This is a genomic window from Methylobacterium sp. 2A, assembly GCF_009806555.1.
Lineage (GTDB): Bacteria > Pseudomonadota > Alphaproteobacteria > Rhizobiales > Beijerinckiaceae > Methylobacterium.
Genome location: NZ_VUOK01000034.1, coordinates 174,221 through 197,654 on the forward strand (window position 1 = coordinate 174,221; position 23,434 = coordinate 197,654).

Sequence of the window (23,434 nt, forward strand, 5' to 3'; positions counted from 1 at the left end):
CCGCAATCCCGATCACAACGCCCCCAGATCCGCCGACAGGGCCTCAACGGCGTCAAGCGGACGGTTCCGGCAGCGCGCGAAGCGCGCCACGATCGTCCGGCGTATCGAGGGCGTCGAGGATCGCCCGGCGTCCCGGAGCCCAGGCGTGGCGCCGCGGCCCGGCGGCGTTGAACGGCTCGCCATCCTGATAGACGGTTTCCCGCATCCTGAGTTCGAGGGTCTCCCCGTCGAGCCACCGCCAGGATTCCGCAAGGCTCGGCTGGCCGATCCCGTCGTGATCGACGCGGTTGGCCTCCTCCATCGTGTTCCAGGTGATCGACAGCCAATTGACCGGTGACGGATCGACCACCGTCACCGTGTTGTGGGGCCCCCAGGTCTTGCCTCCAGGATCACCGGTCGCTTGCGCGTCCATGCCTTCCCCTTGATCCGCCGTCCGCGTCGCGCGGGCGCCGTCCAGCTCCGGATGAGCCGGATAGGACAAAGCTAGCGCGCAATGGCATTGCCCGCGATCGAACACGCCTGGGCAACGAGAAGGGGACGATCACATCGTATCACGCTGTCGCCAACGACGGAGCAGACTGGACGGGGCCGAACTCAGGCTTGCGCAGACTACCGCACTCACATCGGGAAAATAGAACAGGCGGAAATTTTCGTTCAGGATTCCAGATGGCCGAACTCAAATCATATTTCTCAAAAATAAATGTCGTTTACTATAAATATGCACCGTAGTACTATTGTAATACTAATATTTTTGAGTTGTATATCAAAAATATTGATATGCGCCTGGTGCAATCAGCCAGTGTCATCCGAAGACGACATTTACATTTCAATGCTTATTCACCGGCACAAAACAAGACTGCAATCGTCAATGGACTCAGAGTCAAAAATGATCTAGCGATCGAAGATAACCTTTCGACAAACCGTGAGATCGACGATTTCCAAAGCCATGCTTGTTACGCGGGGCGAAGTTTCTCCGGATCCATCCACCAGCCGGCATATTCCTGGTCGGACGCCGATCGTGATTGTCCTCGGCATGCATCGAAGCGGCACCTCATTGTGTTCGCAGGTGCTCAGCCTCTTGGGCGTGGATATGGCCGACGAGGTCGGGCAACATCCGAGCAATGAGGCGGGACACTGGGAGCGCTGGGAAGTTGTGGCGCTCCATGATCGTGTTCTGCAGATCCTTGGTCGGGATTACTGGTCCGAAGCACATGACTTTCCGCTGCCGGGCGGCTGGTGGGCGCAGCCCGAAATCCGCGCCATCCAACGCGAACTCGAGGACTTCATCCGGACCCGAATGCGACCGGGGCATCCGTTCGGCTTCAAGGACCCGAGGACGGCGCGGCTCCTCCCGCTCTGGACCCCGATCTTTCGCGCCCTGAACCTCGATCCGCGGTTCGTGTTCTGCGTGCGAAGCCCATCCCAGGTGGCGCGCTCGTTGAATGACCGCGATGGCCTCCCTCTTCCGACCGGCGAATATCGGTGGGCGGTCTACAACACGGAATGCTGGCGCAACCTGCGCACTGAGCCCTGCACCATCGTCTACGACTCGTGGTTCACCGACCGGGACCAGACGCTGGATCGTCTCGTCACCTTCCTCTCCGACGTGGTTGACGTGGATCGGGCCTTGATTGCGCAGGCTCTCGAAACGCGGATCGATCGGTCGCTCCGCCACGATGGGCTGGTACCGACGAGCGCCCGGCAACCGGCGCTACGCTATCTCTACGAGTTGCTGGGCCGGCCGGACAAGAACTCCGAGACTCACGCCGCCATTGCCCGGTTCGTCGAGCAGTTCGGCGCCTTCCAGCAGCTGCTCCCCTTCGAGAAATCGGTGAAAGCCGCCGCGGAGCGCGAAGCCGGTCAAAGGGCAGCGGAAGAGCGCGTCCGGGCGCTTGAGGCCGTGCAGGCCCAGCAGGCTGCTGAACTGGACATCCTTCGGGCCTCCTTGGACCAAGCGAGGCATGAGGTGCAAATGGCTCGCCAAGAGAGCGAGTCCTGGCGCGCGGAGTACGATGCCGCTGTGCAGGCGCGGGACGGCGCGATCGCGGAGGCCGAGCGCCACGCCGGAGACGCCGAAGCCGCGCGCCGCGACTGCGAGTCCTGGCGCGCGCAATACGAGACGGCCGTGCAGGCGCGGGATGGCGCGATCGCGGAGGCCGAGCGCCACGCCGGAGACGCCGAAGCAGCGCGCCGCGACTGCGAGTCCTGGCGCGCGCAATACGAGACGGCCGTGCAGGCGCGGGACGGCGCGATCGCGGAGGCCGAGCGCCATGCCAGAGACGCCGAAGCAGCGCGCCGCGACTGCGAGGCGCAGGGCGTGCGGCACATCGTGGCGATCAGCGAAGCCGAAGCAGAGATCCGACGCCACCGCGACGCTCATGCGGACCTCCAGCAATGGACAGCGGCCTTCCAGAACGGGATCGCGTCCTCGTGGAGTTGGCGTCTGACCCGACCGCTGCGGTGGCTGGGATTTGCCCGCGCCGTCCTTCCTCCACACCCGGACCAGACCGACCGCTGACGGCGTTCCAACGCCCGGGATTGGCGGGCATGCGTGAGGGCTCTGGTTCGGGATGCACCGGCAACAACAGGCTTGAGGTCAATTGAGCAAGACGATCCGATGGCAGGCCTACGCGCCGCGTGAGGCGCGCTGGGCACAACTCGGTCAGCGGCCGGCAATCGCTTGGCTGACCGGCTTACCGGGGTCGGGCAAGACCACGATCAGCGATGCGGTGGATCGCGAACTGGCCGCGCAGGGTCGGCATGTCTGCGTGCTCGACGGCGACAATCTGCGCCACGGACTCTGCAGCGATCTCGGATTCAGCGCTGCAGACCGGGCCGAGAATGTCCGTCGGACCGCCGAAGTCGCCCGGCTGATGGCGGAGGCGGGGCTCGTGGTCATCGTGTCCCTGATCTCCCCGTTCCGCACGGATCGGGCGCGAGCACGAGAAATCGCCGGTGCCCTGCCGTTCCTGGAGGTCTACGTCGATACGTCCATCGCCGTGTGCGAGACCCGCGATCCGAAGGGCCTGTACGCGCGGGCGCGGGCCGGAGAGATCTCGACCTTCACCGGCGTGTCGGCGCCTTATGAAATTCCAACGGTGCCGGATCTGGTCTTGCAAACGCAGGGGCTGACCGTCGCAGAGTCGGCGGCCCCCCTGTGCGCGAGGCTGATGCAGCTCAGCGCAGACACGTGATCAGCGGAGCGCTCTATCCGGGATATCCCGAAGGCTGACGGCGCGGGCCTGAGAAAGAGCTTGGGGCCGCACTGGCCGAAGGCGACGATCTGCTCGCTCAAACCATCGCCAGCACCGCCGCGATCACCGCGACGCCGACGGCGAGCCAGGCCGCGTAATCGCCGATCAGGCCGCTGTGCAGGATCTCCAGGGCGCGCGTCGGTGCCGATTGGGTGGCCCGGACCGGCCGAACCACGAAGGCCGGCAAGTGCTTGCGGAACAGTCCGTAGCCGGCCCCCGCCAGGGCCGCCGCCACCGAGACCCAGGGCAGCCAGCCCGGTCCCTCGGCCAGGGAACCGCCCTCCGGCCGGTGCATGAAGGCCGACACCGCCCGCGGAAGACCGTGCGCGATGAGGCTTGCCGGGAGCGCGACATCCACCGCAAGCAGCACGCAGCAGGGCGCCAGCATCAGCCAGAGCGGCCGGTTGGCCTTCTCGCGCTCGTCCGCGCTCGGCGCCCCGGCCTCGTCGCCGGGATCGGGGCCGAGCCCCAGGAAGATGCGGCCCGCCGCCCGCAGCACCGCCGCCCCGGTCAGCGCGGCGCCGATCGCCGTGGCGGCGAGCGCGATGCCGTGCCCCTGCTGCGACAGCGCGCCCTGGACGAGCCGCGTGCCCTGGTCGAGGGTGCCGAGGGGCAGGCCGCAGAGCAGAAGACCGGCCAGCGCCATGGCGATGCCGGCGGGCCAGATTCCCCGCCCGAGGCCGCGCAGGGCGATCTCGTCGATGCTCGCCTGGGTGGCGAGCAGGATGCCGGCGATCATGAACAGGGCGCCCTTCACCAGCCCGTGGCCGACCACGTAGACCAGCATCCCGCCGGTCCCGCCGATCGAGAGGGCGCCGAGGCCGGTCAGCATGATCCCGGCATGGGAGATCGTCGAGAAGGCGAGCATCCGCTTGAGATGGCGCTGCAGCAGGGCCATCCAGCCGCCGAGCAGCGCCGTGACGCTGCCGAGGCCGATCAGGAGCATCGGCAGGGCGCCCTGGACCTGATCGGAGCCGCCGAACACGACGGCGCTGACCTTCGCGAGGCCGAACAGCCCGAGGGAGACCATCGAGCCGGAAAAGATCACCGAGACCGGACTCGGCGCCACCGCGTGGGCGTCGGCGAGCCAGAACTGGAACGGCACGATCGCGCCCTTGATCATCAGGGCCGCCGCCACGAGGCAGAACGCCCCGGCCACCACGGGATTTCGGCCGCCTTGAGCGACGGCCGCCGCGATCCCGTCGAAGTCGAGCGTGCCGGTCTGCGCGTAGATCAACCCGATGCCGCCGAGCATCAGGAAACCCGCGAGGCTGTTGACCACCGTGAAGTTGATGGCCCCCGACAGCGACGATTCCGCAAGGTGATAGGCCGTCAGCGCGAAGGCCGCGACGCTCATCACCTCGAACCACACGAACAGGTTGAACATGTCCCGGGTGAAGCAGAACCCGACCATGGCGGCCAGGAACAGCAGCATCAGGATGTGGAAGTGGCCGTGGGTGCGGTCGAAGAAGCCCCAGGCGAACACGAAGGTCAGGGCGTAGAGCAGGCCGATGAAGGCCGCGATCCAGCCGCTCGCCGCATCGACCGAGAAGCCGATCCCGAGATGGACGCCGTCCCGCGGCTCCCAGCCGCCGAACCAGTAGACGAGGGGCCCGTCGGCGGCCTGCACGGCGATCACGGCGGACAGGAACGCGACGGCGAGCGCGGCGAGCATCGCCAGGATATCGGGGACGCGGCCCGGCAGCAGATGCGCGGTCGCCAGCAGCGCGGCGCAGACCACGAGCGGGATGGCGACCGGAAGCGGGAGGAGGGCGGTCACGGGGCCTGCTGCCCGCCTTCGGAGACCCGGCTCGAACCCTGGTCGCGGCCGGACTTGCCGCCGGCCCGCATCGGCCGGAGCTTTTCCGGATCCAGACTGCCGCCGCGCTTGTAGGCCTGGACCGTCAGGACGAGGAGCAGGGCGGTCAGCGTCGCGCCGACCACGATGTCGGTGAGCACCAGGGCCTGCATCACGGGATCGACCGCCGGCGTGCCCGGTGGGTGATCATAAAAAATCGGCGCGATGCTGCCCCAGCGATACCCGAGGCCCAGAAGCAGCACGTAGGTGGCCGCTTGGCAGACGCCGAGGCAGCCGACGAGATGGATGAAGTTGCGGCTCGTGGCGATGCCGTAGAGGCCGACGCCGAACAGCCACGCGGCGACCGCGTAGGGCAGGACACTGGTGACCGCACTCACGCGGATTCCTCCCCGGGCTCGTCGGGTTCCTCGGCTTCGCGGGTCTCCTCCATGAATTCGAGGAAGAGCTGCGTGAAGCCGCCCGTCACCGCCAGGGCCACGCCGACATTCTCGACCAGCATCAGGCCGCCGGAGAACAGGTCGCGAAACGTGCCGAGCGGCAGGATGTTCTGCATGAAGGCGGCGCCCACGAGCATCGGCGCCAGACCGCACAGGGCGAAGAGGAGCGCGCCCCCGCCCTCCAGCGCGTCGAGCCAGTGGCTGTGGATCGCGTCGCGCCAGCCGGAATAGCCCTCGCCGAGGTAGATCAGCAGAGTCCCGGAGGCGAGGATCACGCCGCCCTGAAAGCCGCCGCCGGGCGTGACGGTCGCATGCAGCACCACGTAGAGGCCGAACAGGCAGGTGAGCGGTCCGGCGATCCGGCAGGCCAGCACCGTCGCCTCCGAGCGCGGGATCACCGCGCGGCCGGGCCGGCGCATGGCGCGCTCGGTGTTGCCCTCGCCGCGGCGGCCACGCAGCAGCACCACCGTGCCGGTGATGGCGGCGAGCAGCATGAATTCCTCGCCCAAAGTGTCGAGGCCGCGCAGGTCGAAGTTGATCGCGCTCACCATGTTGGCGACGTGCCGCGCCTCCGGGGTGATCGCGTTGATGCGCTCACCATACTGGGCGATGGTAGCCCCGAAGGCGGGCAGCCCCGCGATCACCGAGGCGGCGCAGGGCAGCAGGATCAGGCCCGAGAGCGCCAATAGCGCGATGCGGATGCGCGGGCTCACGAATCCTCTCCCGGCGCTTGCGTGCGCACCGCCATCAGCGCCACGAGGAAAAGGAGCGGCACCGCGGCCGAGCCAACCGCCAGCTCAGACAGGGCGACATCCGGGGCCTGGAGGGCGTCGAACAGGATCGTCAGGACGAGACCGTTGATCGCGATGGCGAAGACCTGCCGGGTGGGGTCGCGCACCAGGACCACGGCGGTGCCGGAGAGCGCCGTGAACAGGAACAGCAGCGGCAGGATCACGCTCATGCCGAGCGCCCCTCGCGCATCAGCACGGCCCGGCCGGAGACGTGCGACAGCACCGCGGCCCAGCCTAAGAACACCACCATCATCACCAGGATCTTGAGCGAGCGCCCGGAGAAGCCGTCGGACAGGAAGGCCGCCACGGTCACGAGGCCGGAGGCCGCGACGTTGAGGAAGGCGAGCGCGTGCAGCCGGTCGAGCGCCCGGGGCAGGCGCCACAGGGCGAGCGCGGCGAGCCACGTCACCGCCACGGCGAGCGCGAGCAGGATGCCGATCGCGACGCTCATATCCAGCGCTCCAGGAAGACCGCGAGCAGCATCGTGCCGGGCAGGTTGAGCAGGACCAGGGTGAGGGCGAGATCGGTGAGCGAGGATTGGTCGGTGGCGAAGGCCAGGAGCGTCAGGATCAGCACCGTCACGCTGCCGGCGAGCTGGTAGGCGGCGAAGCGCTGGCCAGGCCGGCCGCGCCACGCCAGGGCGGCCGCGAGGGCGAGCGGCGGCAGCAGCGCCAGGATGGCGGCCGTCCAGATCGTCATCGCGCCTCCCCCTCCAGCGCGTGCGTCGTCACGGTGCCGTGCGCGCGATCCAGCGACAGCACGTAGCTGTCCGGGGCGAGGGAGGCGGCGAGGAGCCCGACGGCCCGCGTGGCCGGGGCGATCGCCCCGTCGGGCCGTGCCCAGGGGATCGCGGCGGCGCTCTGCTCCTGCGTCGCGCCGCCACCGGCGCGCCCGAACACCGCCCGTGCCAGATGAAACCCGACCCGCATTGTCTGCCGGGCCATGCCGAGGATGGCGGGGCCGAGCGGCCGAAGCGATGCGCGGTCGAACCGGAAGCGGACGCCGCCGCGCCGTACCACGACCCACCACCAGGCCGTGCCCAGGGTCGCGCAGACGACCATGGCGATGCCCTCGTTCACGCTCACGGAGCCGGCGAAGACCATATAGGTGACGGCCAGCAGCACCCAGATCGCGACGGCATCGCGTGTCGATCGCTCCTTGATCCCGCTGATCGGTCCTAGCCGCATCGATCCTGACCGGAAGACACCGTTGAAAGCGTAGCCATTTGCCTGACCGACCCAAACGGGTTCGAAGCATGGGCGTTCCCGGAACCCGGGGACACGCCTTCGTGTAAGCACAGCGTGATGGCGGACGGTTCCGCGGACGAGGGCGCATCATGAAGGCCGAGATCCTGTCGATCCGCGTCCTCCACGAGGGATGGAACCGGTTCGGCCTCGCGCAGGTGCGCCTGCACGACGGATCCGTCGCGGAGCGGGCGATCGAGGATCACGGCCATTCGGTCGGGATCCTGCCCTACGATCCCGAGCGGCGGGTGGCGACTCTGGTGCGCGAGCTGCGGGTGCCGGCCCTGTTCGCCGCCGGCGAGCAGGTGCAGCTGGAAGCGCCGGCCGGCCTGATCGACGACGGCAGCCCGGAGGAGAATGCCCGCCGCGAGGTCCTGGAAGAGGTCGGCCTGCGCCTGCACAGCCTGGACTTCGTCGGCGCCGCCTATTCCTGCGCGAGCCTGACCACCGAGAAGATCCACCTCTACCTCGCCGCCTACGACCGGGCGGACCGGGCCGAGGCGGGCGGCGGGGCCGAGGGCGAGCACGAGAATATCCGGATCGTCGAGATGCCGCTCGCCGACCTCGCCGCCATGGCCGACCGGGCCGAACTCACCGACCTGAAGACGCTGACCCTCGTCCTGGCCCTGCGCCTCCGCCACCCGGAACTTTTCCGGGCGTGAGAATGCGCCCTCGCCTCTTCGCGCGGTGGTTGCTAACCGTCGTCGTGCTCGCCGGGGTCGCGTGGATCGCCTTCCACCTGCGCTGACCGCCCGCGGGCTTGCGTTTCAGGGATCGATACCATGAGCGATGACGCCGGACAGGACGAACCGCACGGGCTCGACCGCGGCCTGACCAATTACGGCGACCGCGATTTCGCCCGCTACCTGCGCCGGTCCTTCGCGCGCTCGATGGGCATCTCGGTCGAGCTGCTCAACAAGCCGGTGGTCGGCATCGCCATGACGCCCTCGGGCTTCAACAATTGCCACCGGGGCATGCCCGAGCTGGTGGAGGCGGTCTCCCGCGGCGTGCTGGCGGCCGGCGCCCTGCCGCGGCCGTTCCCGACCGTGTCGCTCGGCGAGGTTTTCCTCAACCCGACCAGCATGATGTACCGCAACCTGATGGCCATGGATACGGAGGAGATGATCCAGGCCCAGCCGATGGACGCGGTCGTGCTGATCGGCGGCTGCGACAAGACGGTGCCGGCGCAGCTCATGGGCGCAGCCTCGGCCGGGCTGCCGGCGATCCAGCTGGTGACCGGCCCGATGTCGACCGGCCGCCATCGGGGCCAGCGGCTCGGCGCCTGCACGGATTGCCGGGGTTTTTGGGCCAAGTACCGGGCCGGAACCGTCGACGCGGAAGAAATCGCCGAGGTCGAGGGCCGGCTCTCGGTCACCGCCGGCACCTGCGCGGTGATGGGGACGGCCTCCACCATGGCGTGCATTGCCGAGGCGCTCGGCATGTCGCTGCCCGGCACGGCCGCGATCCCGGCCGTCCATTCCGACCGGCTGGTCGCCGCCGAGGAGACCGGCCGCACGGCGGTGCGGCTGATCCAATCGAAGATCGCGCCGTCCCAGGTCATCACGCAGAAGTCGGTCGAGAATGCCATCCGGGTGCTGATGGCGGTCTCGGGCTCGACCAACGCCATCGTCCACCTCACCGCCATCGCGGGGCGGCTCGGCATCCGCATCCCGTACGAACGCTTCAACCAGATCTCGGACGAGACGCCGGTTCTGGTCGATCTGAAGCCCGTGGGCGAGGGCTACATGGAGGATTTCCATGCCGCCGGCGGCATGGGCGCGCTGCTGCGCGAATTGCGGCCGCTCCTCCACCTCGACACCATCGACGTAGAGGGCCGCACCCTGGCCGAGCGCCTCGACCAGCCCGCGGGCTGGGTCGACCGGTCGGTGATCCGCGCCTTCGACAATCCGGTCTCGCCGCTCGGCGGGCTGGTGGCGCTCACCGGCAACCTCGCCCCCGAAGGCGCGATCTTCAAGCGGGCGGCGGCGACGCCGGCGCTGTTCGAATCCGAGGGCCGGGCGGTGGTGTTCACCGGCCTGGAGGATCTGAGCCGGCGGATCGACGATCCGGACCTCGACGTGGCGCCGGGCGACGTGCTGGTGCTGCAGAATGCCGGCCCGCACGCAGCCGGCATGCCGGAGGCCGGCTATCTGCCGATCCCCAAAAAGCTCGCCCGGGCGGGGGTGAAGGACATGGTCCGCATCTCGGACGCGCGGATGTCCGGCACGGCCTTCGGCTCGATCGTGCTGCACATCGCCCCGGAATCCGCGATCGGCGGTCCGCTGGCCGCGGTACGCGACGGCGACCGGATCCGGCTGTCGATCCGGGACAAACGGATCGACCTGCTGGTCGAGGAGCAGGAGATCGCCCGCCGCCTCGCCGACCACCGGCCGCCGCCGGCCCCGAGCCGGGGCTACAAGGCCCTCTACCGCCGCACCGTCACGCAGGCGCCGGAGGGCTGCGACTTCGACTTCCTGATGGGTGAGGGGCGCGACGGCTGACCGGCAGGCTTGATCGCCCGGCCCGCCGGGGCCATCGTCGGGCAAAGACTCGGGAGGTCACCGGATGACGCGCGCCTGTATCGTGGGCTGGGCCCATACCCCCTTCGGCAAGCTGGAGGAGCCGGATGTCGAGGGGCTGATCGCTCGGGTGACCGGCGAGGCGCTGGCCCATGCCGGCGTGGAGGACGCGCAGGTCGACGGCCTCTACGTCGGCTCCATGAACACCGGCTTCTCGAAGCAGGGTTTCGAGGGGTCCCTCGTCGCCGTGAACCGGCCGGGCCTCGCCCACGCGCCGGCGACCCATCTGGAGAATGCCTGCGCCACCGGCTCGGCGGCGCTCTACGCGGCCCTCGACTTCGTGGACAGCGGCCGGGGCCGCATCGCCCTGGTGATCGGGGCCGAGAAGATGACGGCCAAGACGGTGGCCGAGACCGGCGACATCCTGCTCGGCGCCTCCTACCGGAAGGAGGAGGCCGAGATCGAGGGCGGCTTCGCGGGCGTGTTCGGGCGGATCGCGGCGGGCTACTTCCAGCGCTATGGCGACCGCAGCGAGGAGCTGGCCCGGATCGCCGCCAAGAACCACCGGAACGGCGTCGCCAACCCCTACGCGCAGCTGCGCAAGGATCTCGGCTTCGACTTCTGCAACCGGGTCTCTGACAAGAACCCCTACGTGGCCGCCCCCCTGCGGCGCACGGACTGCTCGCTGATCTCGGACGGGGCGGCGGCGCTCGTGGTGGCCGATGCCGAGACCGCCGAGGGGCTGGAGCGGGCGATCGGTTTCCGCGCCCGGGCCCATGTCAACGACATCCTGCCGCTCTCCCGCCGCGACCCGACGGAATTCAAGGGCGCGCGGATGGCCTGGGACAAGGCGCGGGCGCAGGCCGGCATCGGCAACGAGGACCTGTCGTTCGTGGAGACCCACGACTGCTTCACCATCGCCGAGCTGATCGAGTACGAGGCGATGGGCCTCGCAGCCCCGGGCGAGGGGTATCGCGTGGTGCGCGAGGGTCTGGCCGAGAAGGGCGGGCGGCTGCCGATCAACCCGTCCGGCGGGCTGAAGGCCAAGGGGCATCCCGTGGGGGCCACCGGCGTGTCGATGCACGTGATGGCCTGCCTGCAGCTGATGGGCGAGGCGGGGGAGATGCAGGTGCCGGGTGCCGAGCTCGCCGGGATCTTCAACATGGGCGGCGCGGCGGTGGCCAATTACGTGTCGGTCCTGGAGCGGCGGCGCTGATTTAGACCGACGCGCCCGCCTCTCTCCCTCCCCCCTCTGCGGGGGAGGGGGAGCATCGCGACTCACTCGCGCACAGCATGACCGCTGACGCCTCTCCTCAGTCGAGCTTATCCAGCGCCTGCTTCAGGTCCGCGATCAGATCCGCCTCGTTCTCCAGCCCGATCGACAGCCGGACGGTCTCCGGTCCCACCAGCGCCGCCGCCTTCTCGTGCTCCGGCAATTGACGGTGCGTGGTCGAGGACGGGTGGATTGCCAGCGACTTGATCTCGCCGATGTTCACGAGGTGCGAGATCAGCTCCAGCCCGGCGATGAACTTCAACGCCGCCGGCTCGCCGCCCTTGAGCGCGAAGGTGAAGATCGAGCCCGGCCCGTCCGGCGCGTAGCGGCGCGCCAGTTCCTCCCCGGGCTGGCCGGGCAGCAGCGGGTAGCTCACCCATTCCACCGCCGGGTGCTCCTTGAGGAAGGCTGCCACGGCCCGGGCATTGGCGCAGTGCCGCTCCATCCGCAGCGGCAGGGTCTCGATCCCCATCAGCGTCAGGAAGGCGTTCATCGGCGACAGGCCGGGGCCGAGGTCGCGCAGGCCGAAGAACCGGCAGGCTGCCGCGAAGGGCGTCTCCGGGAAGGCCTGGGTCAGCACCAGATCGTCGTAGTCCGGCCAGGGCTCGGTGATCAGGTTGTAGCCCCCGGCCTTCGCCCAATCGAAGGTGCCGGCATCGCAGATCACGCCGCCGATGGTCTGGCCGGAGCCGCTCAGGAATTTCGAGGTGGAGTGCCAGACGATGTCGGCGCCGTGCTCGATCGGCCGGATCAGCGCCGGCGACGCCAGGGTGTTGTCCACGACGAGCGGCAAACCATGGCGGCGGGCCACCGCGGCGATCCCCTCGATGTCCACCACCGAGGCGCAGGGATTCACGATCGACTCGCAGAAGATGGCCCGGCAATCCGGCGTGAGCGCCGCCTCGAAATCCTCCGGGGCCATGCCGCGGGCGAAGCGGGGCTTCAGGTCGTAGCGCCCGTCGAGGCGGCGCATCAGGCCGAGCGACCCGCCGAACAGGCGCGGAGACGCGACATAGGCGTCGCCGCTCTTCATCAGCGTCATCAGGACCAGCTGCATGGCGGATTGCCCGGAGGCGACCGCCACCCCTGCCTTCGCGCCCTCCAGGTCGGCGATGCGGCGCTCCAGCGCGGCCACCGTCGGGTTCGAGCCGCGGGAGTACGAGAAGCCGGTGCGGCGGCCCGCGAAGATGTCGGCGGCCTGCTCGGTCGAGTCGAAGACGAAGCCGTTCGTGAAGTAGATCGGCTGGACCCGCGCGCCGGTGGCCGGGTCCGGTGCGGCACCGGCATGGATCGCCCGGGTCGCGAAACGGTGCTGTCGCGTCGTATCCGTCATGGCTCTCGGTCGGCGGTTCGGGGCCTGGATCCTCGGTGAGCCCGGACGGACCGGCGCGTCAGGCCGCGCGCTGGATGAAGGCGCGGAGCGTCCGGACCAGGGTGGTCGGCTCGTAGGGCTTTGGGATGAACCGGGCCCCCTCCGGCATGTCGTTCGGACCGGGCGTGCCCATGCCGGAGACCACCAGGACGGGGATCGCCGGCCAGCGATGCGCCACCAGCCGGGCGAGGGCGAAGCCGTCCATCGAACCCTGCGGCATGTCGACGTCGGTCATCAGGACACCGACATCGTCGCGGTTCTCCAGCACCTTCAGCGCCTTGTCGGCGTGGCTCGCCTCCACCACCGTGAAGCCCGCATCCGCCAGGGTGTCGGCGGCCTCCATGAGAAGGAGACCGTCATCTTCGACCAGGAGCACCACGGGAGGGTCGGACGGGCTTTCTGACATCAGACCTGCGGAGGTGCGTCGTGGATTGCGATGCCCGCGCCCTATTCCCCCGGGACGTTCCCCGTCAAGGCAGCAGGGCAGCACTGCGTCAGGCTGCCTCCTCGCGCTTGCCGAGGCGCTTGTCGAGGTAGGTGTCCACCGTCTGCGTCAGCTCCTCGACCTTGCCGTCGAAGAAGTGGTTGGCGCCCTCGACCACCTGATGCTCGATGACGACGCCCTTCTGCACCTTCACCTTCTCGATGACCGGCATGACCTCGCGGGCCGGAGCGACCCGGTCCTCGGAGCCGTGCACGAACAGGCCGGAGGACGGGCAGGGCGCCAGGAAGGTGAAGTCGAAGCGGTTGGCCATCGCGGCGATCGAGATGAAGCCCTCGATCTCGGGGCGGCGCATCAGCAGCTGCATGCCGATCCACGAGCCGAACGACACGCCCGCGATCCAGCAGGACTTCGCCTCCGGGTTGACCGACTGCACCCAGTCCAGGGCCGCCGCGGCATCCGACAGCTCGCCCGAACCGTGATCGAATGAGCCCTGGCTGCGCCCGACCCCGCGGAAATTGAAACGCAGGGCTGCGAAGCCGCGATTGGCGAAGGTGTAGAAAAGATTGTACACAATCTGATTGTTCATCGTGCCCCCGAACTGCGGGTGCGGGTGCAGGATGATCGCGATGGGCGCGCCGCGCTTCTTGGGGGCCTGATAGCGGCCTTCCAGGCGGCCGGCGGGGCCGGTGAAGATGACTTCGGGCATGATTCGCTACTCACTTTCGCATTCGCCTACCGCGCCCGCGGCGCCGAGCGCAGGCAGCCTTGACTCAATGCGGGAGCACCATAAAAGCGGTCTTAGAACAGTTCTAGGCGATTAGAATTGTTCTAAAAAAGGCCGCTCGATGCGTCGCACGGGCTGCCTGAGCCGATCCTGCCGGTCGGCGGGCCTCGATCAATCGGCGGCCCTTAGCACGTCGGACCGGTCGGAAGGCAAGGAATTGTGGGGCGCCGCAGACAAGGATCGCACGGAACGCCGATGAGCCGGGCACGCGCCTATCTCGATTACAACGCCACCGCGCCAGTCCGCCCGACCGTCGCGGACGCGGTAACGCGTGCGCTGCTGCTCCCCGGCAATCCGTCCTCGATCCACGCGGAGGGGCGCGCCGCCCGGGCCGCCCTGGAGGCCGCCCGCGTCGAGGTCGCCGCCCTGGTGGGCGCCCGGCCGGAACAGGTGATCTTCACCAGCGGCGGGACCGAGGCGGCGAACGCGGTCCTGTCGGGCGAGCTGCGCGGCCGGGGCCTGCCGGCTCCGACCCGTCTCCTTCACTCCGCGACCGAGCATCCCTGCGTCGCGGCGGGCCACCGGTTCCCGGACGCGGCCGTGGATCGGCTGCCGGTGAGCGGTGACGGTGTCATCGACCTCGCCGCCCTGGAGGCCCGCCTCGCCACCCTGGCGGACGAGACCGTGCTGCTCTCGGTCCACGCCGCCAACAACGAGACCGGCGCCGTGCAGCCGCTTTCCGAGGTGGCGGCCCTGGCGCGGGGGCATGGTCGCGCGCTGGTGCACAGCGACGCGGTGCAGGCGGCCGGCAAGATCCCCCTCGACATGGCGGCGCTCGGCCTCGACGCGCTCACCCTGTCGGGCCACAAGTTCGCGGCGCCGAAGGGCGTCGGCGCCCTGGTGCTGGCCGACGACGTCAGCCTGGACAGCGCGTTCCTGCGGGGCGGCGGCCAGGAGCGGCGGCAGCGCTGCGGCACCGAATGCCTGCCGGCCATCGTCGGCATGGGCGAGGCGGCCCGGGCCGCCCGTGCCGCGCTGGATGGGGAGCAGGCGCGACTGTCCGCCCTGCGCGACCGGATCGAACAGGGCGTGCGGGCGCGGGCACCCGATGCCGTGATCTTCGCGGCCGGGGCGCCGCGCTTGCCCAACACCCTGCATTTCTCGGTCCCGGGGCTCGACGCCCCGGCGGCCGTGATCGCCCTCGACCTCGCCGGCGTGGCGGTGTCGTCGGGTTCGGCCTGCTCGTCGGGCAAGGTCGCGCGCTCGGCGACGCTGGCCGCGATGGGCGTGGACGCGGACCTCGCCGGGGGGGCGCTGCGCGTCAGCCTCGGCTGGAACACGGTGGACGAGGAGGTGGCATGCTTCCTCGACGCCTTCGAACGGGTCTTGCAGACCCTATATAGACGGCGAGGCCAGGCGGCCTGAGCGCCGCACCCCCGCTTTCCGACAGACGCTTCCCGGCCCTTGACGCCGGAGATGCCCAGGAGACGCTGATGCCTGCCGTGCAGGAAACCATCGATCGGGTCCGCTCGATCGACCTCGACCAGTACAAGTACGGGTTCGAGACCACGATCGAGATGGAGAAGTCCGAGAAGGGCATCTCCGAGGATGTCATCCGCTTCATCTCGGCCAAGAAGGACGAGCCCGCGTGGCTGCTGGAATGGCGCCTCGACGCCTACCGGCGCTGGCTGACCATGAGGGAGCCGGATTGGGCGCGGGTCTCGTACGACAAGGTCGATTACAACGACATCTACTACTACGCCGCCCCGAAGCGGCAGAGCCCGGAATCGCTCGACGAGATCGATCCCGAGATCCTGAAGACCTACGAGAAGCTCGGCATCCCGCTGCGTGAGGTGGAGGTGCTGGAAGGCATCGCCCCGGAGCGCCGCGTCGCGGTCGATGCGGTGTTCGACTCGGTCTCGGTCGCCACCACCTTCAAGAAGGAGCTGGAGAAGGCCGGCGTGATCTTCATGCCGATTTCCGAGGCCGTGCGCGAGCATCCCGAACTGGTGCAGAAGTACCTCGGCTCGGTCGTGCCGGTGACCGACAACTTCTTCGCGACGCTGAATTCGGCTGTCTTCTCGGACGGGTCGTTCGTCTACATCCCGCCGGGCGTGCGCTGCCCGATGGAGCTGTCGACCTATTTCCGCATCAACGAGCGCGACACCGGGCAGTTCGAGCGCACGCTGATCATCGCCGACAAGGGCTCCTACGTCTCGTATCTCGAGGGCTGCACCGCCCCGAAGCGCGACGACAATCAGCTCCACGCCGCCGTGGTCGAGCTCGTCGCCCTTGAGGATGCCGAGATCAAGTACTCGACGGTCCAGAACTGGTACCCGGGCGACAACGAGGGCAAGGGTGGCATCTACAACTTCGTGACGAAGCGTGGCGATTGCCGCGGCGCCCGCTCGAAGATCTCGTGGACGCAGGTCGAGACCGGCTCGGCGATCACGTGGAAGTACCCGTCCTGCATCCTGCGCGGCGACGATTCCCGCGGCGAGTTCTACTCGATCGCGGTGTCGAACGGCATGCAGCAGGTCGATTCCGGCACCAAGATGATTCATTTGGGACGGAACACGACCAGCCGGATCATTTCCAAGGGCATCTCGGCCGGCCGCTCGCAGAATACCTACCGGGGCCTCGTCTCGGCCCACAAGAAGGCCAAGGGCGCGCGCAACTTCACGAACTGCGACTCTTTGCTGATCGGCGACCAGTGCGGCGCGCACACGGTGCCCTACATCGAGTCGAAGAACGCCTCGGCGGTGTTCGAGCACGAGGCGACGACCTCGAAGATCTCCGAGGAGCAGAAGTTCTACTGCCAGCAGCGCGGCCTCTCCGAGGAGGAGGCGACCGCGCTCATCGTCAACGGCTTCGTCCGGGACGTGCTGCAGCAGCTGCCCATGGAGTTCGCCGTCGAGGCGCAGAAGCTGATCTCGATCAGCCTGGAAGGCTCGGTGGGCTGAGCCGACGGCCATGACCTATGCGTTCGATACCCTCAAGTTCACGCAGCGGCTGGAACAGGTCGGTGTCGGACGCGAACAGGCCGTGGCGCATGCGGAACTCGCGCGGGACATGATCCTTGCCGATACCGCAACCAAAGCGGATCTCGCGGAGCTGAAGAAGGATCTTGAGTCTTCGCTACGCGAACTCGAACTGCGCATGACAGTGAAGATCGGCGCCATCGTGGGCGCGGCCGTCGCCGTCATTGCGGCCCTTCAGAAATTCCTTTGACGGCTTCGGCCGCTCAAGACGTGGAAGTTTGGGACTACCGAAACATGCTGGAAATCAAGAACCTCGTCGTCCAGATTGAGGACAACCGCATCCTCAACGGCCTCGACCTCACCGTGAAGGACGGCGAGGTCGCCGCCATCATGGGCCCGAACGGCTCGGGCAAGTCGACGCTCTCCTACGTCATCGCCGGCAAGCAGGACTACGAGGTCCTCGACGGCGAGATCCTGCTCGACGGTCACAACCTGCTGGAGATGGAGGCGGACGAGCGCGCCGCGGCCGGCGTGTTCCTGGCCTTCCAGTACCCGCTGGAGATCCCCGGCGTCGGCACGATGACCTTCCTCAAGGCCTGCCTCAACGCCCAGCGCAAGGCCCGCGGCGAGGGCGAGATCTCGACCCCCGACTTCATCCGCGCGGTCAACGCGGCCGCGGACCGGCTGGAGATCAACAAGGACATGCTCAAGCGTGCCCTGAACGTCGGTTTCTCCGGCGGCGAGAAGAAGCGCATGGAGATCCTCCAGATGGCGCTGCTGGAGCCGAAGTTCTGCGTGCTCGACGAGACCGATTCCGGCCTCGACATCGATGCCCTGCGCATCGTCTCCGAGGGCGTGAACGCGCTGCGCGACAAGGGCCGCTCGTTCCTCGTCATCACCCACTACCAGCGCCTGCTGAACCACATCGTGCCGGACGTGGTGCACGTCATGTCCAAGGGCCGGATCGTGAAGACCGGCGGCAAGGAACTCGCCCTGGAGCTCGAAGCCTCCGGCTACGCCGAGTACCGCACCAGCGAGGCCGCCTGAGCCATGGCCGACGTCACCAACCTCCGCTCCCCCGCCGAGGCCGGCCTGTCGAAGCTGTTCGAGACGGCCCGGAAGAGCTTCGCCAGCGAGACGGCGATCGCCCGCGAGGAGGCGTTCCGCTTCTTCGAGGCGACCGGGCTGCCGAGCCGCCGGGTCGAGGCGTTCAAGTATACGGACTTGCGCGCCGCGATCTCCGAAGCCGCGCCGCCTGCCGAGGCGCCGAGCCTCGACGCGGCCAAGGCAGCCGTTGCGCAAGCGAAGGGTTTTTCAGGCCTCGAGGCCGCGCGCCTGACCTTCGTGAACGGCCATCTCGTCCGCGAATTGTCGGACCTCGACAAGATCCCGGCCGGCATCTGCGTGGTCCCGCTCAACGATGCGCTGAGCCAGGGTGACGACGCCCTGAAGCAGCTCGCCCCCGTGCCCCAGGCCCGGGAGAATCCGGTCTATCAGCTCAACACCGCCTTCCTGGCGGACGGTGCAGTCATCCGGGTCGCTCCGGGTGCGAAGCCGGAGCAGCCGATTCACCTGCGCTTCGTCGGCACCGGCGACACGCCGTTCTCCACGGCGACCCGCGTGCTGGTCCAGCTCGGTGAGGGCGCGGAGCTCAGCCTGCTGGAGAGCCACGAAGGTCCGGACGGCCTCACCTGCCAGCCGAACGACGCCCTCGACGTGGTGGTCGGCCCCAAGGCCGCCTTCCGGCACGCCCGCCTGAACAAGGAGGGCGATGCCGCCATTGCGCTCTCGACCCTGTCGCTGAAGGTCGAGGCCGAGGGTCAGGTCGAGACCGTGAACCTCGTGACCGGGGCCGTGCTGTCGCGGCACCAGATCTACGTCCACGTCGCGGGCGAAGACACCAACGTCGTGGTCAACGGCGCCGCCATGCTGCGCAAGGGCCAGCTCGCCGACTCGACGCTGCTCGCCGACCACGCTGCGGTCGGCGGCGTCGGTCGCGAGCAGTTCAAGACGGTGATCGACGGCGACGCCACCGGCGTGTTCCAGGGCAAGATCATCGTCCGTCAGGTCGCGCAGAAGACCGACGGCAAGATGAAGTCCGACTGCCTCCTCCTCACCGATGAGGGGCAGATGATGAACAAGCCGGAGCTGGAGATCTTCGCCGACGACGTCGCCTGCGGCCACGGCGCCACCTGCGGCGCGCCGGACGAGGATCTTCTGTTCTACCTGATGGCCCGCGGCCTGCCGCGTGCGACCGCCGAGAGCCTGCTGGTCCAGGCCTTCGTGGGCGAGGCGGTGGAAACGGTCACGCATGAGGGCGCGCGTGACGCCCTGATCGGCGAGATCGAGGCTTGGCTGAAGGCGCGGGGCTAGCGGCCTTCATTCGCGACGCACCCTCTCCTCCCCCTTGCGGGGAAGAGACGGAGGTGGGGGTGGTTCAGACGGCACCGGGACGCTCGATCCTGCACCACCCCCACCCCTAGCCCCTCCCCACAAGGGGGAGGGAATTCCGTCCTTCCGCAAGGGGGGCGCTCCGTGAGTGAAAAGCGATGACCGCACCCGTCCTCACCCCCACCTACGACGTCGAGGAGATCCGGAAGGATTTCCCGATCCTGGGCCAGCAGGTCTACGGCAAAAAGCTCGTTTACCTCGACAACGCCGCCTCGGCGCAGAAGCCGCGCCACGTGATCGACGCCATGGTCTCCTGCATGGAGACCGGCTACGCCAACGTCCATCGCGGCCTGCACTATATGGCGAATGCCGCGACCGAGGGCTTCGAGGGCGCACGCGAGACCACGCGCCAGTTCCTCAACGCCGCCTCGACCGACGAGATCATCTTCACCCGCAACGCCACCGAGGCCTACAACCTCGTGGCCTCGTCGATGGGCTGGGGCGGGCTGATCGGGGAGGGGGACGAGATCATCCTCTCGATCATGGAGCACCATTCCAACATCGTGCCCTGGCACTTCCTGCGCGAGCGCCGCGGCGCCGTGATCAAGTGGGCGCCGGTGGACGACGAGGGGAACTTCCTGGTCGAAGAGTACGAGAAGCTGTTCTCAGCCCGCACCAAGATGGTGGCGATCACCCACATGTCGAACGTGCTCGGCACGGTGACGCCCGCCGCCGAGATCGTGCGCATCGCCCACGCCCACGGTGTGCCGGTCCTGCTCGACGGTGCCCAAAGTGCGGTCCACACGCCCGTCGATGTCCGCGCCCTCGATTGCGACTTCTTCGTCTTCACTGGCCACAAGGTCTACGGCCCGACCGGGATCGGCGTGCTCTACGGCAAGAAGGAATGGCTGGACCGGCTGCCCCCCTATCAGGGCGGCGGCGAGATGATCCGCACCGTGAGCGAGGGTGCGATCACCTACAACGACCCGCCGCACAAGTTCGAGGCCGGCACCCCGGCGATCATCGAGGCGGTGGGTCTCGGGGCGGCGCTCGAATACATGATGACTCTCGGGCGCGACGCGATCGCCGCCCACGAGGCGAAGCTCACCGCCTACGCGCAGGAGCGGCTCGGCGCGATGAACGCCCTGCGCCTGATCGGCACGGCGCCGGGCAAGGGCGGCGTGATCGCGTTCGAGATGAAGGGGGCGCATGCCCACGACATCGCGACCGTGATCGACCGCCAGGGCGTGGCGGTGCGGGCCGGGACCCATTGCGCCATGCCGCTGCTCAACCGCTTCGGCGTCACCTCGACCTGCCGCGCCTCGTTCGGCCTGTACAACACGACGGCCGAGATCGATGCCCTTGCCGAAGCGCTCGCCAAGGCAGAAATGCTGTTCACCTGATACTGGGATGAGGCTGGGCCTGCCCACGCGGGCCTGGGGAGAGTGAAGCGATGACCACCGACGCCACCATCACGGGCGGCATGAACGCCCCCGAAGTCGCCGGCGACTCCGCGATCCCGCAGGCAGAGCTGGACCGCCTGACCGATGACATCGTGGCGGCGCTCAAGACCGTCTACGATCCCGAGATCCCGGCCGACATCTACGAGCTCGGGCTGATCTACAAGGTCGATATCGGCGACGACCGGAAGGTCGCGATCGACATGACGCTGACGGCCCCGGGCTGCCCCGTGGCGGGCGAGATGCCCGGCTGGGTCGAGAACGCGGTGAGCGCCGTGCCGGGCGTCCAGTCCTGTTCGGTGACCATGGTGTTCGATCCGCCGTGGGATCAGAGCCGCATGTCGGACGAGGCCCGCGTCGCCCTCGACATGTGGTAGCCGGCAGCTCAGGGCGCGCTGCACCCGGGCTCGAAGGCGATTGCCTCATAGATGTCGGCGAGTGCGAGGCGCGCGCCGATCACGGGCAGATCGATGATCTCGGTCACAGCCTCATAGGACTCCGCCTCCCAGGCCTCACCCGTGCGGCGGTACAGCAGCACGCTCGAAAACCGGGTCTCTACCGGCAGGATGCCGCGTAGGGTCGGGTGCCGCCGGTACTCGTCGAGCTTGCGGAACCGGTCGACGCTGCTGGTGGACGGTGACAGAACCTCCACCACGAGGCGGGGCGCGCGGCTCTCATAGCTGTCGCGCACGAGTTCGCCGCATTCCACCGTGACATCCGGACGCCGGAGCGTCGCGCTGCTCGTCCGCAGGGCGATGTCGTCGGTGGTCGGACGGCAGCCCGTGCCCCGGAGCTGCTGATGCAGGGTCGCGATGATGTTGACGGTGACCCGATCGTGCTGGGCACTCGCCCCGGTCATCATCTTGACGTGCGGCACCGGCACGCCATCGACGAGCTCGTAGAGCCCGTCCTGACCGAGTTGCCACGCGAAGAATTCCTCCGGCGTCATGCGCCGCAATGCGGGGTCGGCCATGGCTTCGGCTCATCGGCGTCCGATCGTCGGGCTGATGCTCGGGATCGCAGGACGCGTTCGCGGAACGATATCGTGCCTCGGCCTCGGGACAAGGTTCGATCGCGGCGGGCCGGCCCTCGCTGCGACGGCGCCTGAAGCTCCGCACAGCGGATTGTGGCGATCTCCGGAGCCGTTAAGGGCGCGCTAACCATGCGGGCGCAGATCGGGACTGGCCGCTGCCGCGCGGTCTCCCCGTCAGAATGCTCGGTGAAATTGGATGGCTTCGGGCTACGTGATTGCAGCCTTGCTGGAGGCTGCAGGGCTGATCGGTCTCGCGCTCGCTCTTGTGAAACTCCGGGCCGAACGGGAGGCGAAGGCCGCCGAGTTGCGGAGTTTTCTCCGGTCCGGCCAGAGCATTTCCACCGCATCCGATACGACCGGCTCACATCGCCGAACCGTCTTCGGATCCCGTGTCACCACGATCCCCTATGCGGAAGAGACCGGTCGCGCAGAGCCGGCCTGCGAGTCGGCGGCCCGTGCCGCCCTTCGGCGCGCCATTGCGCGCGGCGGCCAGCGGTTCCACACCGAACACGCCCTGCCGATCAGCGCAGGATGATGTCGAGGCCGCTGCCGAAGAGCACGACGGCGCTGAGCGTCAGCATGAACTTCAGATCTTCGAGACGGGCGCTCATGGTCTTTCCTCTCAGAAGGGCGGCCGCATCGCCGCTTGGCCCACGCATTACCAACGCATTAACGGAATTTCCGCGAGTCCTTTCAGCTTCCGTTAGGGAGTTACGAGCGCGTTCCATTCAGTAAGGTTAGTCGACCGTTAAGGCCGCGCCCGACCCGTCAAGGCGTTGTACCCTGGCAGACGCGGCCCGGCGGTGCGGCGGAGCACCGGCGCATTCTCCCAGGGAGATCGGGGCCATGGACCAGGATCGGACCGGCGTCTCCGCCAGGATGGTCGATTGGCTGTTTCGGGATCGCACCACCGGTGCGCTGACCGTCGCGCAATGGCCCAATCTGCCGCTCTGGCTGTTCGGTGGCCTCTCCCTGGGCGCATGGGCCGCCCGGGTGAACCCGCCCTTGGCCCAGTGGTTGTCCCTCGGCGCCGACCTTGCTCTCGCGTGGTGGGCCCTCGATGAACTGATCCGGGGGGTGAATCCCTGGCGCAGGTTCCTCGGGGCGGGAACCCTGATCGGTCTCGCGGCGCTCATCACGCTGCGGCGAGCGGAATGAACTGATTTTGATTGATCGGCGCCGCGCGCAGTCGGTCGATGACTGAATTGTTCGGCCCCGAGGGGTCGGCTCATCCTGCGCGCGGCCCCCATCACCCCAACTCCGCTGTTTTTCGCGGGATTCGACACCTAACGGTAGGTTGCACCGCCCGCGAATATGTGGATGGTCGCGCCGGGCGTCGGCGCGTGCGTCCGATCGAGGGTTGGTGTTGAACGTATCATGACGGACGCAGGGGTATTCGATCCCGGGACCGACACATCCTCCGCCGACGAGCGGGTGCGACTGCTTGGACAGATTGCAGAGGCGTTGCAGATTCCCGTCTCGACCTTCCACGGCAGGGGGGACGCGAAGGCGATGCCCCGCGGGCCGGCGGCCTCGGAATGCGCGGCGCTCCTGGCGGCCTTCGCGCGGATCGATGACCCGGATCGGCGCAAGGAATGCCTCGCGCTCGTCGAGCGGTTCGGCAGCCTGTAAAGGCCCGCATGCCCGGCCGTGCGCCGGCGCACACAGGTTCGGTCCAGACCGGGCGCGCA

General features: G+C 68.4%; 27 protein-coding genes. 15 read left to right on the forward strand and 12 right to left on the reverse strand.

The genetic code is table 11. From position 1 onward, the window contains the following. Positions 1-52 precede the first annotated feature (52 nt). Positions 53-412, reverse strand: coding sequence for a hypothetical protein (locus tag FVE89_RS17070; protein ID WP_246730921.1), 360 nt, complete (start codon positions 410-412; stop codon positions 53-55). A gap of 606 nt (positions 413-1,018) precedes the next feature. Here FVE89_RS17070 and FVE89_RS17075 point away from each other — a divergent pair. Continuing rightward, complete coding sequence (locus FVE89_RS17075; protein ID WP_160535140.1) at positions 1,019-2,518, forward strand: hypothetical protein; 1,500 nt, start codon at positions 1,019-1,021, stop codon at positions 2,516-2,518. Positions 2,519-2,600: 82 nt separating this feature from the next. Beyond that, the gene (gene cysC / locus FVE89_RS17080) at positions 2,601-3,194 is read left to right on the forward strand and encodes an adenylyl-sulfate kinase (RefSeq protein WP_160535141.1); all 594 of its coding nucleotides are present in this window, start codon (positions 2,601-2,603) and stop codon (positions 3,192-3,194) included. Between the two features lie 97 nt (positions 3,195-3,291). Here the strand turns inward: cysC and FVE89_RS17085 are convergent, their stop codons facing one another. Genes FVE89_RS17085 through FVE89_RS17115 form a run of 7 tightly spaced genes read right to left on the reverse strand, consistent with a single transcriptional unit; the run spans position 3,292 to position 7,488 of the window. Continuing rightward, positions 3,292-5,034: a proton-conducting transporter membrane subunit gene (locus tag FVE89_RS17085; RefSeq protein WP_160535142.1), complete on the reverse strand. Its 1,743-nt coding sequence runs from the start codon at positions 5,032-5,034 to the stop codon at positions 3,292-3,294. Beyond that, complete coding sequence (locus tag FVE89_RS17090; RefSeq protein ID WP_160535143.1) at positions 5,031-5,450, reverse strand: cation:proton antiporter subunit C; 420 nt, start codon at positions 5,448-5,450, stop codon at positions 5,031-5,033. Before FVE89_RS17090 ends, FVE89_RS17085 begins: the two co-directional genes overlap by 4 nt. After that, complete coding sequence (locus FVE89_RS17095) at positions 5,447-6,223, reverse strand: MnhB domain-containing protein (protein ID WP_160535144.1); 777 nt, start codon at positions 6,221-6,223, stop codon at positions 5,447-5,449. The genes FVE89_RS17090 and FVE89_RS17095 overlap by 4 nt, the downstream gene beginning before the upstream one ends. Beyond that, positions 6,220-6,471, reverse strand: a complete 252-nt coding sequence (locus FVE89_RS17100; protein ID WP_160535145.1) for a DUF4040 domain-containing protein — start codon at positions 6,469-6,471, stop codon at positions 6,220-6,222. Before FVE89_RS17100 ends, FVE89_RS17095 begins: the two co-directional genes overlap by 4 nt. Next, entirely contained in the window at positions 6,468-6,752 is a 285-nt protein-coding gene (locus tag FVE89_RS17105) for a monovalent cation/H(+) antiporter subunit G (RefSeq protein ID WP_160535146.1), read from the reverse strand. Before FVE89_RS17105 ends, FVE89_RS17100 begins: the two co-directional genes overlap by 4 nt. Next, the gene (locus FVE89_RS17110; RefSeq protein WP_160535147.1) at positions 6,749-7,000 is read right to left on the reverse strand and encodes a monovalent cation/H+ antiporter complex subunit F; all 252 of its coding nucleotides are present in this window, start codon (positions 6,998-7,000) and stop codon (positions 6,749-6,751) included. Before FVE89_RS17110 ends, FVE89_RS17105 begins: the two co-directional genes overlap by 4 nt. Further along, complete coding sequence (locus tag FVE89_RS17115; RefSeq protein ID WP_160535148.1) at positions 6,997-7,488, reverse strand: hypothetical protein; 492 nt, start codon at positions 7,486-7,488, stop codon at positions 6,997-6,999. Before FVE89_RS17115 ends, FVE89_RS17110 begins: the two co-directional genes overlap by 4 nt. 149 nt (positions 7,489-7,637) lie before the next feature. Here FVE89_RS17115 and FVE89_RS17120 point away from each other — a divergent pair, with 149 nt between their 5' ends. The 3 genes from FVE89_RS17120 (at position 7,638) to FVE89_RS17130 (ending at position 11,280) form a co-directional block, all read left to right on the forward strand. Continuing rightward, positions 7,638-8,207: an NUDIX hydrolase gene (locus FVE89_RS17120; protein ID WP_160535149.1), complete on the forward strand. Its 570-nt coding sequence runs from the start codon at positions 7,638-7,640 to the stop codon at positions 8,205-8,207. 120 nt (positions 8,208-8,327) lie between these two features. Next, entirely contained in the window at positions 8,328-10,046 is a 1,719-nt protein-coding gene (locus FVE89_RS17125) for an IlvD/Edd family dehydratase (RefSeq protein WP_160535150.1), read from the forward strand. A gap of 64 nt (positions 10,047-10,110) precedes the next feature. Continuing rightward, the gene (locus FVE89_RS17130) at positions 10,111-11,280 is read left to right on the forward strand and encodes an acetyl-CoA acetyltransferase (RefSeq protein ID WP_160535151.1); all 1,170 of its coding nucleotides are present in this window, start codon (positions 10,111-10,113) and stop codon (positions 11,278-11,280) included. A 97-nt stretch (positions 11,281-11,377) separates the two neighbouring features. Here FVE89_RS17130 and FVE89_RS17135 read toward each other — a convergent pair whose 3' ends face one another. The 3 genes from FVE89_RS17135 to FVE89_RS17145 form a co-directional block, all read right to left on the reverse strand. Then, positions 11,378-12,670: an O-acetylhomoserine aminocarboxypropyltransferase/cysteine synthase family protein gene (locus FVE89_RS17135; RefSeq protein WP_160535152.1), complete on the reverse strand. Its 1,293-nt coding sequence runs from the start codon at positions 12,668-12,670 to the stop codon at positions 11,378-11,380. A gap of 58 nt (positions 12,671-12,728) precedes the next feature. Continuing rightward, positions 12,729-13,115, reverse strand: a complete 387-nt coding sequence (locus FVE89_RS17140; protein ID WP_160535153.1) for a response regulator — start codon at positions 13,113-13,115, stop codon at positions 12,729-12,731. Between the two features lie 88 nt (positions 13,116-13,203). After that, positions 13,204-13,860, reverse strand: coding sequence for an alpha/beta hydrolase (locus tag FVE89_RS17145; RefSeq protein WP_160535154.1), 657 nt, complete (start codon positions 13,858-13,860; stop codon positions 13,204-13,206). Between the two features lie 273 nt (positions 13,861-14,133). Between FVE89_RS17145 and FVE89_RS17150 the strand changes: the two genes are divergently transcribed. From FVE89_RS17150 to FVE89_RS17180, 7 genes are all read left to right on the forward strand, one after another. After that, the gene (locus FVE89_RS17150) at positions 14,134-15,303 is read left to right on the forward strand and encodes a cysteine desulfurase family protein (RefSeq protein ID WP_160535155.1); all 1,170 of its coding nucleotides are present in this window, start codon (positions 14,134-14,136) and stop codon (positions 15,301-15,303) included. Between the two features lie 68 nt (positions 15,304-15,371). Next, on the forward strand, positions 15,372-16,841 hold the full coding sequence (gene sufB / locus FVE89_RS17155) for a Fe-S cluster assembly protein SufB (protein WP_160535156.1): 1,470 nt from the start codon (positions 15,372-15,374) through the stop codon (positions 16,839-16,841). 10 nt (positions 16,842-16,851) lie between these two features. Further along, positions 16,852-17,109, forward strand: coding sequence for a hypothetical protein (locus FVE89_RS17160; RefSeq protein WP_160535157.1), 258 nt, complete (start codon positions 16,852-16,854; stop codon positions 17,107-17,109). A gap of 44 nt (positions 17,110-17,153) precedes the next feature. Beyond that, the gene (gene sufC / locus FVE89_RS17165; RefSeq protein WP_160535158.1) at positions 17,154-17,906 is read left to right on the forward strand and encodes a Fe-S cluster assembly ATPase SufC; all 753 of its coding nucleotides are present in this window, start codon (positions 17,154-17,156) and stop codon (positions 17,904-17,906) included. Between the two features lie 3 nt (positions 17,907-17,909). Next, the gene (locus tag FVE89_RS17170; RefSeq protein ID WP_160535159.1) at positions 17,910-19,232 is read left to right on the forward strand and encodes a SufD family Fe-S cluster assembly protein; all 1,323 of its coding nucleotides are present in this window, start codon (positions 17,910-17,912) and stop codon (positions 19,230-19,232) included. Positions 19,233-19,408: 176 nt separating this feature from the next. Continuing rightward, the gene (locus FVE89_RS17175; RefSeq protein WP_160535160.1) at positions 19,409-20,653 is read left to right on the forward strand and encodes a cysteine desulfurase; all 1,245 of its coding nucleotides are present in this window, start codon (positions 19,409-19,411) and stop codon (positions 20,651-20,653) included. 50 nt (positions 20,654-20,703) lie between these two features. Further along, positions 20,704-21,087: an SUF system Fe-S cluster assembly protein gene (locus tag FVE89_RS17180; protein ID WP_160535161.1), complete on the forward strand. Its 384-nt coding sequence runs from the start codon at positions 20,704-20,706 to the stop codon at positions 21,085-21,087. A gap of 8 nt (positions 21,088-21,095) precedes the next feature. Here FVE89_RS17180 and FVE89_RS17185 read toward each other — a convergent pair whose 3' ends face one another. Next, positions 21,096-21,683 carry a Uma2 family endonuclease gene (locus tag FVE89_RS17185; RefSeq protein WP_160535162.1) on the reverse strand — a complete coding sequence of 196 codons (588 nt, stop codon included), beginning with the start codon at positions 21,681-21,683 and terminating at the stop codon, positions 21,096-21,098. Positions 21,684-21,939: 256 nt separating this feature from the next. Between FVE89_RS17185 and FVE89_RS17190 the strand changes: the two genes are divergently transcribed. The 3 genes from FVE89_RS17190 (at position 21,940) to FVE89_RS17200 (ending at position 23,375) form a co-directional block, all read left to right on the forward strand. Next, positions 21,940-22,278 (forward strand): hypothetical protein, encoded by a 339-nt coding sequence (locus tag FVE89_RS17190; RefSeq protein ID WP_160535163.1) that lies wholly within the window; start codon positions 21,940-21,942, stop codon positions 22,276-22,278. Between the two features lie 311 nt (positions 22,279-22,589). Further along, positions 22,590-22,901 carry a hypothetical protein gene (locus FVE89_RS17195; protein WP_160535164.1) on the forward strand — a complete coding sequence of 104 codons (312 nt, stop codon included), beginning with the start codon at positions 22,590-22,592 and terminating at the stop codon, positions 22,899-22,901. Positions 22,902-23,120: 219 nt separating this feature from the next. Beyond that, a complete protein-coding gene (locus tag FVE89_RS17200) occupies positions 23,121-23,375 on the forward strand; it encodes a hypothetical protein (RefSeq protein WP_160535165.1) in 255 nt (84 codons plus the stop codon). Positions 23,376-23,434: the final 59 nt, after the last annotated feature.